General features: G+C 54.7%; 11 protein-coding genes. 3 read left to right on the top strand and 8 right to left on the bottom strand.

The window, feature by feature from the left end:
• Window positions 1-21 precede the first annotated feature (21 nt).
• Window positions 22-1,041 (top strand): Gfo/Idh/MocA family protein, encoded by a 1,020-nt coding sequence (locus BMX45_RS13825; protein ID WP_090910166.1) that lies wholly within the window; start codon window positions 22-24, stop codon window positions 1,039-1,041.
• 77 nt (window positions 1,042-1,118) lie between these two features.
• Here BMX45_RS13825 and BMX45_RS13820 read toward each other — a convergent pair whose 3' ends face one another.
• From BMX45_RS13820 to BMX45_RS13785, 8 genes are all read right to left on the bottom strand, one after another.
• Window positions 1,119-2,030 (bottom strand): glycoside hydrolase family 43 protein, encoded by a 912-nt coding sequence (locus tag BMX45_RS13820; RefSeq protein WP_090910165.1) that lies wholly within the window; start codon window positions 2,028-2,030, stop codon window positions 1,119-1,121.
• 23 nt (window positions 2,031-2,053) lie between these two features.
• Window positions 2,054-3,700 (bottom strand): MGH1-like glycoside hydrolase domain-containing protein, encoded by a 1,647-nt coding sequence (locus BMX45_RS13815; protein WP_090910164.1) that lies wholly within the window; start codon window positions 3,698-3,700, stop codon window positions 2,054-2,056.
• A 21-nt stretch (window positions 3,701-3,721) separates the two neighbouring features.
• On the bottom strand, window positions 3,722-5,038 hold the full coding sequence (locus tag BMX45_RS13810) for an ABC transporter substrate-binding protein (protein WP_090910163.1): 1,317 nt from the start codon (window positions 5,036-5,038) through the stop codon (window positions 3,722-3,724).
• A 71-nt stretch (window positions 5,039-5,109) separates the two neighbouring features.
• A complete protein-coding gene (locus tag BMX45_RS13805) occupies window positions 5,110-5,949 on the bottom strand; it encodes a carbohydrate ABC transporter permease (protein WP_090910410.1) in 840 nt (279 codons plus the stop codon).
• Between the two features lie 5 nt (window positions 5,950-5,954).
• On the bottom strand, window positions 5,955-6,869 hold the full coding sequence (locus BMX45_RS13800) for a carbohydrate ABC transporter permease (RefSeq protein WP_009595490.1): 915 nt from the start codon (window positions 6,867-6,869) through the stop codon (window positions 5,955-5,957).
• A 122-nt stretch (window positions 6,870-6,991) separates the two neighbouring features.
• Window positions 6,992-8,590 (bottom strand): response regulator, encoded by a 1,599-nt coding sequence (locus tag BMX45_RS13795; RefSeq protein ID WP_090910162.1) that lies wholly within the window; start codon window positions 8,588-8,590, stop codon window positions 6,992-6,994.
• Window positions 8,565-10,382: a cache domain-containing sensor histidine kinase gene (locus BMX45_RS13790; protein WP_090910161.1), complete on the bottom strand. Its 1,818-nt coding sequence runs from the start codon at window positions 10,380-10,382 to the stop codon at window positions 8,565-8,567. The genes BMX45_RS13795 and BMX45_RS13790 overlap by 26 nt, the downstream gene beginning before the upstream one ends.
• Window positions 10,383-10,494: 112 nt before the next feature.
• Window positions 10,495-11,784, bottom strand: coding sequence for a Gfo/Idh/MocA family oxidoreductase (locus BMX45_RS13785; RefSeq protein ID WP_090910160.1), 1,290 nt, complete (start codon window positions 11,782-11,784; stop codon window positions 10,495-10,497).
• Between the two features lie 125 nt (window positions 11,785-11,909).
• On the opposite strand from BMX45_RS13785, the gene BMX45_RS13780 reads away from it, so the two are divergent.
• Together BMX45_RS13780 and BMX45_RS13775 are read left to right on the top strand one after the other, a co-directional pair.
• The gene (locus BMX45_RS13780) at window positions 11,910-12,776 is read left to right on the top strand and encodes an AraC family transcriptional regulator (protein WP_090910159.1); all 867 of its coding nucleotides are present in this window, start codon (window positions 11,910-11,912) and stop codon (window positions 12,774-12,776) included.
• Between the two features lie 277 nt (window positions 12,777-13,053).
• The gene (locus BMX45_RS13775) at window positions 13,054-14,160 is read left to right on the top strand and encodes a GIY-YIG nuclease family protein (protein WP_090910158.1); all 1,107 of its coding nucleotides are present in this window, start codon (window positions 13,054-13,056) and stop codon (window positions 14,158-14,160) included.
• Window positions 14,161-14,209: the final 49 nt, after the last annotated feature.

Below are 14,209 nucleotides of genomic sequence, written 5' to 3'. Positions count from 1 at the left end.
AAGCAAAAAAGGAGACTTTCAATGAGCAAAATTAAAGTGGCAGTGTTTGGCTGCGGCGCGATCGCCCAGCGCAGACATATTCCTGAATACGCGAACAATGCTAACGTGGAGCTGGTTGCTTTTGCCGATCCGGTGAAGGAACGCGCCGAAGAGATGGCAGCCCAGTATGGCGGTAAAGCCTACGCAGACTACCAAGAACTGTTGAAGAACGAGAAGCTGGACGCCGTTAGCGTTTGTACGCCGAACTATCTGCATGCTCCAATGAGCATCGCCGCTGCGAATGCCGGCCTTCATGTGCTGGTGGAGAAGCCGATGGCTACGACGGCTGAAGAAGGAGAGCAAATGATCGAGGCCGCCCGCAAGAATGGGGTGTACCTGATGGTAGGTCATAATCAGCGCCTCATGCCTCCGCACGTCAAAGCGAAGGAAATTCTGGATTCCGGCAAGCTCGGCAAAGTGCTTACCTTCCGTACTTCCTTCGGCCACGGCGGTCCGGAGGGCTGGAGCTTGGATGGACGCGACAGCTGGTTCTTCCGCAAGGAAGAAGCGATTATGGGGGCCATGGGTGATCTCGGCGTGCACAAATCCGACTTTATCCGTTACCTGCTGAACGATGAGATCGTGGAAGTGGCAGGTTTTATCGGAACGGTCCATAAAGAAGGAACCGATGTGGACGACAACGCGACTTGCATCGTTCGCATGAAGAGCGGGGCCGTGGGCACCCTGATGGCAAGCTGGACGCATTACAGATCCGGCGATAACGGAACGGTATTGTGGTGCGAGAAAGGTGCCATGAAGATCGGTACCGTTAACGGCGACGAGGTGGTTGTAGAGCTGACCGACGGTACGGTGGAGACCTACAAGGTAGGCGCCATGGCAACCAATGAGAAGCAGGTTCCGAGCGGCGTCATCGACGCGTTCGTCGAATCCATTCTCACGAACACGCCGCCTAGCATTTCCGGTGAGGAAGGACTTCGCTCCTTGAACGTGATCCTGGGTGCATTCGAATCCCAAGAGACCGGTAAAATCGTGAAGCTGTAATAAATGAGTGTAGAGGAGGCCGTATGCGTACGGCTTCCTTTTGTTTGTACTGCAAATCAAATCAAAGCATAGGGATTTTACTTGGGTATACGCGTTGTCCGATACATCCTATCCACCTTGATGCTATCACCATCTTCCGCGACGGGAATGAAGATCGGCCGTTCATCCGGCGTGCGGTTCGGGGTATGCACGGTCAGCATCAGCTGCCCGTTCCAGGTGCGGAACACCATGCCGTGCCCGCCGTCGCTGGAATATAAGGGTTCGGGCTCTTGAAGCCAGGGCCCCGTCAGCTTGCCGGTTGGCGACTTGGCAACGCCGAGCGCGTATCGGCCATCCACAAAGCTGGCCCATAATAGGAGCAGACTCCCCGATGTTGTCCGAAACAGAAACGGGCCATCCGTCACATAATTTCCCGATCCGGGAAAACGGGGCGAGTGGAACGGCGTGGCCCAAGCGGCTTCGGAGGCTCGGAACAGGGTCACGGGCTCCGAGGCGGCCTCCGTGAGATCGGGACTTAGGCGCATGGCGCAGATCTCGCCGTTGCCGACCTGCTGCCACTCGCGGCAGAACACCATCCACGGCTGATCCGTTTCGTCGATATAGAGCGTGCCGTCCAGGGAACTCCAGTCGACAGGGGTCACGGGCCCTTCGCTATGGAGGGAGAAGGGCCCTGTCGGCTGTTCAGCCGACAGCACCGCAGTGCCCAGCAGATCGTTATCTTTTCGGCGGAAGGTGGCAAACATGATGTAACGCCCGTGGTAATTGTAGACTTCGGGTGCCCAGAAGTTCACGTCCGCGAAGAAACCGTCCGGTTTGCGAAAGACCGGATAAGGGCCCTCCCAATCGTTTAGATCCCGGCTGATATAGACATCGAAGCCGTTTCCTTCCTTCCAGATATTTTTGTCGGTGCTGCCGTACATGTAGTATATTCGCTGTGTCGGGTCAGGCAGTACATAGGGGTCCCGAAGCTGAATGTCTGCAGTTTTCACGCTTAAGCGTTCACCTCCTTCAATTAACGATAGGCAGGATAGATGATGCCGATATCCCTCTCCGTTCTCAACTCTCCGTCTGAATACTGCTGCATCTCATTGCCTTTGATCCGGATCGGAATGGATGCGTCTTGATAGCGGAGCTCGCCTTCAATGGTACGCGCGCTCATGCCGATCACGCCCTCCAATTGTCCGCTTTGGTCCGTGACCAGCCGAATCCCGGCGGGGCCTTGAATATGAACGCGGCCTTCCCGGTATACGGTAACGTTGTCCGGGGTATTCACCAGTTCGTAGTGCAACCCGTTCACGGTTCGGCTATAGGCCGTGTTGCTGGCGACTTCTTCGCCATGGTCCATATCGACCGGAAGCAATCCCGTAAACCACAGTCGATCCGATCCGATCGGCATGATGCCGCAGAGCCGTTCCACGTAATCCAGCAGGCACAGAATGGAAGGGGAATACGCCTCGGTAAAGCCCTCTTCACCGGTCCAAGGGCTCAAGGTTTGCGGGAAGCGCTTGGCCTTGGACAAGGCCGACAGAATCGGCTGCAGCACCCAGGTTAGCTCGACATAGCGGTGGTGATGTTCAAAGGCATGCGGGGCCCGGATCAAGCTCAAGAAATTGGACGGCCCGCCCCAGCTGTTGTATGCGGAGGACGGATCGAACCGCGGATCGTCCATTGCGATGGACGTAAACGGATATTTGGCGAAGAATTTGCCGGTATTCAGCAAATACCGCCGCAGCATGTTGCCAAACAGCTCGGCGTCGCCCACCTCGCAGGCCATCACGCGCAGCAGCACGTCGGATTGGACCCGGACCAGCTCGTCGTTCCGATCCCGGTCATAGAAGAATTGATCGTCTTCGTCATAACAGTGACGGAAGAGGCTGTCTAGGCTGGCTTCGGCTTTGGCCCTCCAATCGGCCCCGGATTCGCCGAGCTCTTCGGCCATGCGGGCCAAATACATGCGCTGACAGTGGATGTTGGCCGTCAAATCCGGTGCCAGGAAAGGCAGAATCGGGGAATCCGGGTGGAAGGCGGCGGCATCGTTCCTATATGGCGTGTCCGGAACATGCCAGAACCTGGGCGACAGATCATGCCCGGTATCAAAGGTACTGAAAGCCTCCACGCATCCGGTCCCCCGGGTGTTGCGATAACGGGCGATCCAATCGTCGTAACGCGACACGGCTTGGTACATGGTCTTCAGGAAGGAGAGATCCCTTCCATGAAGCTCATAGTGGTTCCAGACGCAGCGCGCCAGCGGCGTGACGAGCTGGATCTGGCGGAACGAAGGGCCGTTCTCCGTCAGTTTATAAGGGAGCAGCCCATCCTCTCTTTGCTGATCGGCAAAGGCGAGGTAGGTTGTTCCCGAGACCGAGGGAATCAGTCGCGATAGCAGCTCCGCGTTGATAGTGCCGGTGCTCTCCAGCCAGCAGCCGAGATAGATACCGCCCTCCTGCAGAATCGGATCGCAGCCGTTCATCGGCACGATGCAGGTCAGCAGCTTCTCCAGCGCGGTATAATAAGCCGTTTCCAGCCGTCCGCCCGATGCCGCGAATCGGACGCCTGTCGCCTGCCACTCCTGCAGCAGCTTCCGGTCTTCCGGTTTGCCCGGCTGTACCCGATCCGGTATCGAAATCCGGCGCAGCCGGTCCAGCATAGCTTCTGTCATGTCCGCCTCCTTGAAAGCTTGTTATTGATTCGATTCAAATATGCGCACGGTGCCGTTGTAGAAGTCCGCAACGGCCTGCTCGACGTTTTTCCGGCCGAAACCGATCTCCTGGGTCGTCGTCTGGGCCAGCTTGGAGAACTCGGCGAATCCCGGCGGATTATAACTCACGTCAAAAGGCTCGGTCTTCGTGGCTTCCGATACGAGGCTCGTATAATTGTACACAATCTCTTCCACAGGACCCGCTTCCTCCTGGAGAAGGTTGCGGTTGGCTTCCGTCACCGGCACGCCGCGGTCGTTTCCGAGGATTTTGGCCGCTTCGGGATCATTGATCCAGAAGTCCATGAGCGTGGCGACTTCCTTCGGATGCTTGGTGTTGGCATATCCGGATAGTCCTTGGCTGGACTCGAATACCACGCCCGTACCCTTCGGACCTCTAGGTACCGGATGGAGGATGAGCGGATCTTCCGTCAGGCTCTGGAATGCGGCCAGCTGATTGGAAGGGAGGAGGCTCATGGCCGCTTTACCCGTAATCAACAAGGATTTGCTGGTATCATCGTGCGGATTGGACACCTGAAGTTCAGGCGTAACGACACCGCCGGACTTCGAAGCCTGTTCCCAATACTCGAACCATTCCTGAATGTCTTCCTTCGCGAAGCCGAGCTTTCCGTTCTCCATATCATACAGCTGTTTTCCGCGCTGCTTCAGAAAGATATCCATTCCGTCGACGGTGAAATTATAGGTACCATACACGCCGTCGCCAAGCTTATCGGACAATTCTTTGCTGATGGCGGCAAAGTCCTCCCAATCCCAATCCTGCTCCGGCAGAGGAATGCCTGCCTTTTCGAACAGTGCCTTGTTGATGACGATTCCCCGGGCGTTTGCGCCGGCCGAAATATGCTGCAGCTTCCCATCCAGGCGGCCGTATTCCACCATGGTGGCATCCATGCCGTCCAGCTTCAGTTCGCTGCCGACATACGGATCCAGGTTCAGCAGCACATCTTTTTTGGCATAGTCCACCACGTTTCCGCCCAGGAAGAAGATATCCGGCGCGGTGCCGGAAGCGAGCTGGGTGTTCAGCTTATCGAAATATCCGGAGGAAGGCGAGAATTCGCCGACGATTTTGATGTTCGGATGTTTGTTCAGGAACACCTTCAGGGCTTCGTTCGTAATATCGGCCCGTTTCTGGTCGCCCCACCACATCAAACGCAGCTCGACTTGGCTGCTCGGCTCGGCCCCTGCGTCCGCATTCCCGCCTTCTCCCGTGTGATCCGTTCCGGAACAGGCGGTGACGAATAACAGGAGCGAAGCCAACATGCCAACGAAACATTTTTTCAACATGGATAATCCCCCTAGTCTAATCAAAATTGATTCATTTGCAGCACGCCTTCGAACGACAGAGCTTCTAGAGATTACTTCAGGCCGGTCGTGGCAATGCCTTCGAGAAAATAGCGTTGAAACACCAGAAAGATGATTGTCACAGGCAGCAGCGACAACGTGGACATGGCAAGCAGCGCCCCCCAATCCGATTGCCCCGAAGGATCGAACAGGGATCGGATCCCCAGCTGTACAGTGAACAAATCAATCTTGCTTAAATAAATCATCTGGCTGAAGAAGTCGTCCCAGCTCCAGATGAAGGTGAAGATGGCCGTCGTAATCAGCGCAGGGACGAGAAGCGGCACCACGATGCGGAAGAAGATCTGCGATTGTCCGCAGCCGTCGATGGTCGCGCTCTCGTCCAGCTCCCGCGGAATGCCGCGGATGAACTGAACCATCAGCAGAATGAAGAAAGAGTCATGCGCCAGCCATTTGGGCAGGATGAGCGGGAAATACGTATTGATCCAATGAAGCTCGTTATACAGAATGTATTGGGGCACGAGCGTTACGTGGTAAGGCAGCATAATCGTCACCAGCATGATGCTGAACCACAGGCCTTTGAATTTGAACTTCAATCGGGAGAAGGCGTAGGCTGCCAGGGAACAGGAGACGATGTTCCCGATGACGCTCATGACCGAGATCAGCACGGAGTTGCCGAAGAATCGGCCGAAGGAAATGCCCTGAAGCCCGCGCCAGCCGTTCACGTAATGATCCAGCGTGAAGGCCGTCGGAATGAGGCTGCTGTTGGTGAAGATAAGATGATTCGGTTTAAACGAGCTGAAGACGAGCCATAGCACCGGGTAGAGCATAAGCAGGCCGAGGAGAATAATGGCGGCATGCCTCCCGGCTTGAACCAGTTGTCGCTTAAGCGGCATATCCATTACCTCCCTTCCTGGTTATCCCCGTAGAAGACCCAGAATTTTGATGTAAGAAAAACGATTCCGGTGAACACCCCGATGATGACCAGCATGATCCATGCCAGAGCCGAGGCATAACCCATATCGAAGAACGAGAAGCCTTTCAGATACAGGTACAAGGTGTAGAACATCGTGGCGTCGAGCGGTCCTCCCCGCCCGTCCCCGATGACGTAGGCCGGCGTGAAGGCTTGAAACGAATTGATCATGCTCATGATCAGATTGAAAAAGATAACGGGTGACAGCATCGGCAGCGTGATGCCGAAGAATTGACGGATCTTTCCGGCACCGTCTACGCCGGATGCTTCATATAAATCAGTCGGAATCTGTTTCAGACCGGCAAGGAAGATGACCATGGCCGATCCGAACTGCCAGACGGACAGCGTGATAATCGTATACACCACATAGTCGGGGTGGGCGATCCACGAGGGGCCCGTGATGCCGAACCAGCCGAGGAACTGATTGACCAGCCCGCTGCCGTCAAAGATTTGGCGCCAGACGATGGCAATGGCAACGCTGCCTCCCAATAGGGAGGGGATGTAATACACGGTCCGGTAAATGCCGAGTCCGCGGATGCCCTTGTTCAAGGCCATGGCGATCAGCAGCGCGAACGCAAGTCTCAGCGGCACGGACAAGAATACATAATAGAACGTTAGCCACAAGGATCGTTGAAACGTATCGTCTTCGGTAAAAATCTGGACATAGTTGCTGAGTCCCGTCCAAGTCGGCGATGACAGCAGGTTGAATTTGGTCATGGACAAGTACAGCGATGCGATCATCGGCCCCAGCGTCAGACAGAAGAAGCCGATGAGCCAAGGCAGAAGAAACAAGTAGGCTGTCTTATTCTGCTGGCCGTATAAGGGCTTGGACAGCTTTCTCATAATGTGCCTCCCTTCAGGATGAATGAGCATGGGCGGTTACCTGATGGCCTGAAGCGCTTACAATCGGTATGTCGGTGCGCCCGGTAAACATATCATACCGGGGGAGGAGAGAGGGCGGAATCTCATTTCTTCGGATCATCGTGTTCGATTTTTTCGGATTGCGACAGTCGGAACTCGGAAGGGCTTTGATTGAACATTTTTTTGAATTTGGAGCTGAAATAGCCGGGTGAAGAGAAACCCGTCAGCTCGGCTATGTCCCATACCGTCAATCGGGTCTCCTGCAGCAGGTGTACGGCGTGTTTCATCCGAACCTCCGTAACGTACTGGATGAACGAGACCCCAGCCCCTTCCTTGAACATTTCCGAGAAGTAGGTAGGGTGGTAGTTATACTGCTCGGCCAGCGAGGTCAGCGATAATTCCTGCATATAATTTTCCTCGATATACCGCTTGGCGGATTCAATCAGGGTAGCGTCTCCGTCTCCGGATTCCAGGTGGTGGTCAACAAAATCCTGTGCCCACTGCATCAGCAGGCGTTCCGCCTGCTCCGGGGTCTCCAGCCATAAAACCCATTCGGGTGAAATCCATAAAGGCCCCCCTCCCCGTGAATGCCGTATGTTGTCGAAAGCGGCGGATTCCATAATCAGCGTGATTTGAAAAAGGCTTCGTACCAAGCGGGAAGGCGATAGCCGGAATGCCTCGCCCAGCTCCCTCCGAATGATGCTGCGGAAGGATTCCAATTCGCCCCGGATCAGGCAGCGATGAAGCGCGCGGCTTGTTTCGTCCGGCAGCAACGGACTTTGGTCGGTTACGGGTGCCTGATCCGGTCCGTTCTGGCGTCCTGCCAGATTCCAGGCCAGGAGGGAGTGGATATAACCCTCTTTCCAGCGCTCAAGCCCCGACACAGGCAGCCCTAATCCTACCTGCACCTCCACGGTTAAATACGAGGATGCCTGCGCGGCGAGTTTATCCGCGAATGCATGCTGAATGCCGTCAAGCGCAATGAAATGCATGATACCGGGATGAGTTGCATCATGAAACACTTGAATGCCGCCCGGATAAGACTCTGCGATTTCATGGCAGACCATTTGAAACGGAAGGCGGAGCTGCTCGGGCGCGCGGCCTTCGGATGCTTTCTGCATGCCGGATTCCCTCATGCCCGCGGTGATGAAGCATACGCGGCCGTCCTGCCAATCCTCCAGGTGAAACAGTCGAATCCGTTCCGGCATGGAGGCGGGGGGCAGGCGGTTGCCGCGCACGAGATCCAGCAGGAAGCGTTCCTTCATTTCTTTGTAATATTGGGATAGCCGCCACTGCATCATTTCCGAATCGTCCCGTACCTTGCGGTTCTTATCCAATTCGTGTTTGATTTTGCCTAAGGCGGATTTCAGGTCGTCCCGGGCAACGGGCTTCAGCAAGTAGTCCATGGCCTGGCTGCGGACGCCCGCTCTGGCGTATTGAAAATCCTCGTATCCTGTAATGATGATGATCTGGATGGTCGGATTGTGGCTCCGGCAAACGTCCAGCAGCTGGACGCCGTCCATGACAGGCATGTTCATGTCGGTAATAAGCAGGTCATACGAATGGGATTTCAAGAGCTCTTCAGCTTCCAGGCCGTTCCCGGCCTCCCCCGAAATGGCAAAGCCCATGCTTTCCCAGTCGACTTTCAGCTTCAGCCCTTCACGAACCTCGATCTCGTCATCTGCGATCAATACGTTGTACATGATATTCCTCCTGTACCGGTAGAATCAGTTCGATGCATGTGCCGGTTTCGCTCCCGTTCCGAATATGAACGGCAAATAAGTCGCCGTAATGCAAGCGGCAGCGAGCAATTACGTTGCCGAGTCCAATGTGCCAGCTCTCGCTTCGGAGGATCGGCTCCAACTGGGAGGCAGCTGCGGGATCCCGGAGCTTGCGGATGATCTCGGAGGGCATGCCGGGACCGTTATCCGCAACGCGGAGAAACAGGCGGTTGTCCTGCCTGCTGATTTGGATGTCCACCTGTGCCGTGGTTTGATGCTGAAAGCTGTATTTGACCGCATTCTCGATCAGCGGCTGCAGAATGAACTTGATCATCACCAGCGAATCCAGCCGGCCTTCCTCGTGGATGGAGATGTCGAGTTTATGCCCGAAGCGGGTTTGCAGAATGGAGATATAGTGGCGGACATAGGCCAGTTCTTCGGTTAGGGGGACCCGGTCGTCGCTGGTATTCATGGAGAAGCGCATCATTTTGCCCAGGTCCTCGATCACCTGCACGGTATCGTCCGTCCGGCGCTGCATGGCAAGACTGCTCACCAGCTCCAGAGTGTTAAACATGAAATGGGGATTGATCTGCATGAGCAACGCTTTATATTCCGCCTGCTGGCGGAGCAGCTTCAGCTCGAATTCGTTCTGGATATGCTGCCGCAGGCGGCTGATCATATAGCGGAAGGTGGAGATGACGTAACTGACCTCGCTCTTTACGTTTTTGTCAGGAGGCAGAACGGACTCGGCCTGGTCGAAGGCTCCGCGCTGCACCTGCCTCATGGCCAGCACCAGACGCGTTAAAGGCTTGGTGACGCCATAGGAGAGCCATGCGGCGGCAAACAGGGAGACTAGGATCAGAACGACCGTGACCACCAGAATCGTGCTCTGAAGTTTGTGAAGAGAGGAGTACAGCTCCTTCTCCGGCGCCAGGCCGGCCAGCATCCAGCCGGTGCGCCCCAGCTTCTTGTAAACCAGAATGTCGCGCTGCCCCTCATCGTTGGTCAGATAGACGACGCCGGATTTCAGCGGGCCGTTTCGAATGCGATCGATCTCCGATAGGGCTCCGGCGCCGAGTTCATGCGCCTGCTGGGATAGAATCGGGCTTCCCTGCTCGTTCAACAGAAAAATCGTGCTGTTCTTGGCCAGATGGATCCGGGTGAGCGGCTCCAGAAAATAAGACTCGCTGACGTTGACCTTCATCACGTTTTGCGCCGTAGCATGATGGAAGGTCCCAACGGGCATCAGCAGGCTGACGACGGGATTGCCGTGATCCCGGACGCGTTCATGCTGGTCCGTATGCGCTGGCAGCCAGCGGTCTCCGGACGCGAAGAAGTTCGTGTACCACGATTCCCGCAAAAAGGCAGGGTCGCTTTCGACTTGGTTCTCGCCGCCGACCCGAAGCCCGCTGCGCCGGTAGATGGATACGTCGGAGATACTGGTGTAGCTGTTGGTCGCTTGGGTCAGAAATCGGCTCATCGCAAGATTGGCAAGCATTTTCTCCCCTTCGGGCAGGAGCGGATCGCCGATGGCATTATCCCAGTTCTTGGCTGTGTCACTGTTGAAGACCAGGGAAGCGACGTCATAAATCTGCATCTGGACCATATCCACGTAGGAACCGTATTCCTCCATCTTTTCAAGGGCCGAGGATTCGATGTAGGAGCGGATTACGGTGCGCGATTCCGTATACAGCAGGAAGGAGAGCGTGCCGAAAGAGAGGACGAAGAGTGCGACGATAAAGGCGATCAAACGGCTTTTTAATGAGAAGAACATCCATTTCCTCCTTTACGAAAAGCGGATTTCTAGGCGGTCTGCGACATGTGAAAAAAGGCTGCGCAAATACGCAGCCTTTGAAGGAAAAATGCTTGGAGCAGCCGTGTACGGCTTAGAAACGAACCAGATTACCGATTCGTACAGGCATGCCGGTGGCGATGGCGCGGTTGGCTGCGATTCCTGTCAGTATGGATCTCGCCCCATCGATATGGTTGGCCGCGCGGGCATAAGGATCTTCCACCGGTTCCCCGAACAGATCATTCAGCAGTACCGGGTCGCCTCCGCCATGTCCGCCCTGCTGCTCCTCGAGGTGAACCTCGTACGGGGCGTCGAACATCGGAAGCACCCGCAGCGTTTTCCCGATTAACGCGCCTTCCAGGCTCTTGTCGCCCAGTGAATTGACGTAGGATTGTTCGACGATGTTCATCTCGATCCGGCCTTTGGTGCCGTTGATGGCGATGCGATAGCCCTCCCACGGCTGATAGGCGACCAGCGAATACGTTAAAATGGCCTTGTTCTGATATCGCACCAGGACGCCCATCGTATCTTCAATGTTGATGCCGTCCCCGAATACGCTTTGATCCCGCTGGTAGCCGTCCTCCGGTTCGGCATCCAGGTACATGGCTTTGAGATGCGCATCGGAATCCAGATGGAGTGCAAAAGGGTCCTCTTTCGCAACCTTGTTGCCGGTCGCGCGATTATAGAATTGCGTAACGCCCCGCGCTTCGGCATTCTCTCTACCATAATACATGAGATCGCCGAATGCGAAAACGGTTTCAGGATGGGACCCTATCCAGAAGTTGACCAGGTCGAAGTGATGGGTGGATTTATGAACGAGCAATCCGCCGCTGTTCCGCTTGTCCCGGTGCCAGCGCCGGAAGTAGTCCGCGCCGTGGCGGGTATTCAGCAGCCATTCGAAATGAACCGAGGTCACCTGGCCGATGGTATCGTTCATGATCAATTCCCGTACCTTGGTATGGTGGGGGGCGTAACGGTAGTTGAAGGTGACCCTGATGTTCTGTCCGGTCCGCTTGGCGGCGTCCAGGATGGCCTGGCATTTTTCCTCGTCGATCGTCATCGGCTTCTCGGTCACGACATCGCATCCAAGCTCCATCGCGCGGATAATATACTTGTGATGGGTCCGGTCGATGCTGGTCACGATGACGAAGTCGGGCTTCTCGTTCTCGATCATCCGGTCGAATTGGTCCGCGGGGTAGGTAGGCACCTCGGCGTATTTATATTTTTCCCGCAGCAGCTGATTCGCGTAATTCATGCGGGTTTGATTGATATCGCAAAAGGCAGCAAGCTCGGATTTGTCGCGGAAGTTTTGGGCCAGGGCGCCATAAAAAAATTCGGCGCGGCCGCCGGTACCGACCAATACATAACGTTTCTTGTCACTCATCTCTATCGCCTCCTTGAATATAGCTCTAGCCTATAACAAGGGAGCACTGCTTTCGCCGCATTTCATGCGCAATCGCTTTCAAATACCGCATATTTTGCTATAATCCAAGGAAAGGAGGCAATCGCATGACCAAGCCGTTTCGAGCAGATTACCACGATCCCGCCGGATATTTGAACATGGAGTATGATCGCCGCATTGGATATTTCTCGATGACGGTCGACCATCTCCACGATCATTATGAGCTGTACTACCTGTTATCGGGCGAGCGGATCTACTTCATCAAGGATCGCTCCTACAGGGTTCGGGCCGGCGATCTTGTCTTCGTGGACCGGAATGCCGTTCATAAGACGCTGGACAGCGGCCGGCCCGACCATGATCGCCTTGTCCTCTATATAAGCCCGGAATTGTTCGCGGATTTGGCCGTACCGCCTGAACTGGCCGAGGGGCTGAAGGAGCCGTTCGGTTGGGAGATTCCGATTCTAAGGCTTCCTTCACCAGCGAGTGAAGCGGTGGAGCGAATGGTCGGCGACATGGTGAATGAGATGATCCATCCCCAAGCGGGAAGCAGCTGGCTGCTTCGGCATCGAACGGTCGAATTGCTGCTCTTTGCCTACCGCAGCCGGCATCTGGGCACGGTTCGTTCCGCCGATACGGAGCCGGTTCTTCATCCGAAGACCCAGGCGGTCGTCCGGTATCTTAACGACAACTACCGGCAGGCACTAACGCTGCCCGAGGTGGCGGAGGCGTTCCGGATCAGCCCGCACTATCTCAGCCGGCTGTTCAAGCAGACGACAGGATTTACCTTCAGCGATTATCTCAACCTGCTTCGGGTCAAGGAAGCGCAGCGTCTCCTGCGGGAGAGCGATGATTCCATCACGGATATCGCCTGGCGATCGGGATTTGGCAACTTCTCTCATTTTGGGAAGATGTTCAAGCGGACGGTTCAGCTGTCGCCTAGGACATACCGGCAGCAGTATCGAATGCGAAGCTAGAGGAATATGACTATGCTTCTTTCAGGTGTACTAGAAAAAGCTATATTATTAAAATAATAGATAGTCTCTATGTTATTGCAGCGAGGAATTAGCCCAGACTTTGTGTTTGGCTCAGATTTCTGCGCATAGAGGCTGTAGCCCTAATCCCTAATAGAGGCACCACGTTCAGCGAGTTGAATCAACCCGTGAATGTGGTGCTTTTTGGTGTGTTTATGGTATCTTGGAAGTGAACGAAATGCCATGTTTGATAGATTCGTTGAGAGGATCGACAGTCAAAATGAAAGCAAAAATACAAGAGCTGCCGCTGTCACCGGGCGTATATCTCATGAGAGATTCGCATGGAACGGTCATTTACGTTGGCAAATCCAAAAGTCTCAAGAAGAGAGTACAATCGTATTTTTACAACAATAAATCGCACTCCCCAAAAGTGAAGAGGCTGGTTCAGCATGTCAAAGACCTGGAGCATATCGTCACCGACACGGAGTTTGAGGCGTTCATGCTGGAATGCAGGCTCATTCAGGACATGAAGCCGATGTATAACCGCAAGATGAAAAATCCGCTAGGTTATAGTTATATCGTATTGCGGCAAAAGCGAGATTGGCGATGGCTGGAAATTACAGATACACTGGATGGGAGCAGTCACGAACCGTCACGTTGTTTTGGCCCCTATACAGCCAGTAGACATAGTCTTGAACATGCAGTGCAGAAGGTTAAGGAATGCTGTAAAATCGCCTGCAACCATACACCTGCCGCTTCTTCGGCAAATACTCCCTGCTTGAATTATTCGATTGGCCTCTGTCTCGGCAAGTGTCTTGGCGGTGAAACCGCTCGGCAATTTGATGAAATCATGGATCGATTCATTGCTTTGCTTCAAGGGGACGACCGGCGTTTATATGATGAAATGGAGCGAAACATGCTCGCCGCCGCAGAGCGCTTCGATTTTGAGCAGGCTGCAAAATACAGGGACGGCATGGAGGCGGTGAACTTGCTCTTAAGTAAACGGCATGTGATCGAGTTCGCCGAAGAGAATCACAGCATCGTTGTCTACGAGTATTTAAACGAAGATACGATCAAGTTATTCCTGATTAAGGGGAACATTGTGCTGCACAGCGAGCGATGCTCTGTGGCCACCACAGCGGACATTGAATCCTTGAGGCAGAGGGTCAAAGCCTTGATCCTCAGCTATTTCACGAGGGATCCGGAAAGCGATGCTGCCGGGGTTACCCGGCAAGATATCGATGCTGCACAAATCATCTACAGCTATTTGCAGAGCAGCGCCTGCCGCTATCTTGTTCTTCAGGATTCATGGCTCGAAGACGGTGGGGAGCCTGATATGGAGGCTGCACTGCGGGAATTTATGAATCATTATGTTGTGTCATCTTAATTGGATCATGAACCGGGCTGCTGCAGCCCGGTTTTTTATCGCCTATATT

The organism is Paenibacillus sp. cl141a (genome assembly GCF_900109305.1).
Classification (GTDB): domain Bacteria; phylum Bacillota; class Bacilli; order Paenibacillales; family Paenibacillaceae; genus Paenibacillus_AQ; species Paenibacillus_AQ lautus_A.
The sequence above is the reverse complement of the archived record's forward strand: the minus strand, read 5'-3'. Positions and strand labels throughout refer to the sequence as shown.

Bases quoted from the DNA above. Each gene is read 5' to 3' on its own strand.
- BMX45_RS13825 (WP_090910166.1), top strand. From the start codon at position 22: ATGAGCAAAATTAAAGTGGCAGTGTTTGGCTGCGGCGCGATCGCCCAG.
- BMX45_RS13815 (WP_090910164.1), bottom strand. From the start codon at position 3,700: ATGACAGAAGCTATGCTGGACCGGCTGCGCCGGATTTCGATACCGGAT.
- BMX45_RS13810 (WP_090910163.1), bottom strand. From the start codon at position 5,038: ATGTTGAAAAAATGTTTCGTTGGCATGTTGGCTTCGCTCCTGTTATTC.
- BMX45_RS13805 (WP_090910410.1), bottom strand. From the start codon at position 5,949: ATGCCGCTTAAGCGACAACTGGTTCAAGCCGGGAGGCATGCCGCCATT.
- BMX45_RS13800 (WP_009595490.1), bottom strand. From the start codon at position 6,869: ATGAGAAAGCTGTCCAAGCCCTTATACGGCCAGCAGAATAAGACAGCC.
- BMX45_RS13795 (WP_090910162.1), bottom strand. From the start codon at position 8,590: ATGTACAACGTATTGATCGCAGATGACGAGATCGAGGTTCGTGAAGGG.
- BMX45_RS13790 (WP_090910161.1), bottom strand. From the start codon at position 10,382: ATGTTCTTCTCATTAAAAAGCCGTTTGATCGCCTTTATCGTCGCACTC.
- BMX45_RS13785 (WP_090910160.1), bottom strand. From the start codon at position 11,784: ATGAGTGACAAGAAACGTTATGTATTGGTCGGTACCGGCGGCCGCGCC.
- BMX45_RS13780 (WP_090910159.1), top strand. From the start codon at position 11,910: ATGACCAAGCCGTTTCGAGCAGATTACCACGATCCCGCCGGATATTTG.
- BMX45_RS13775 (WP_090910158.1), top strand. From the start codon at position 13,054: ATGAAAGCAAAAATACAAGAGCTGCCGCTGTCACCGGGCGTATATCTC.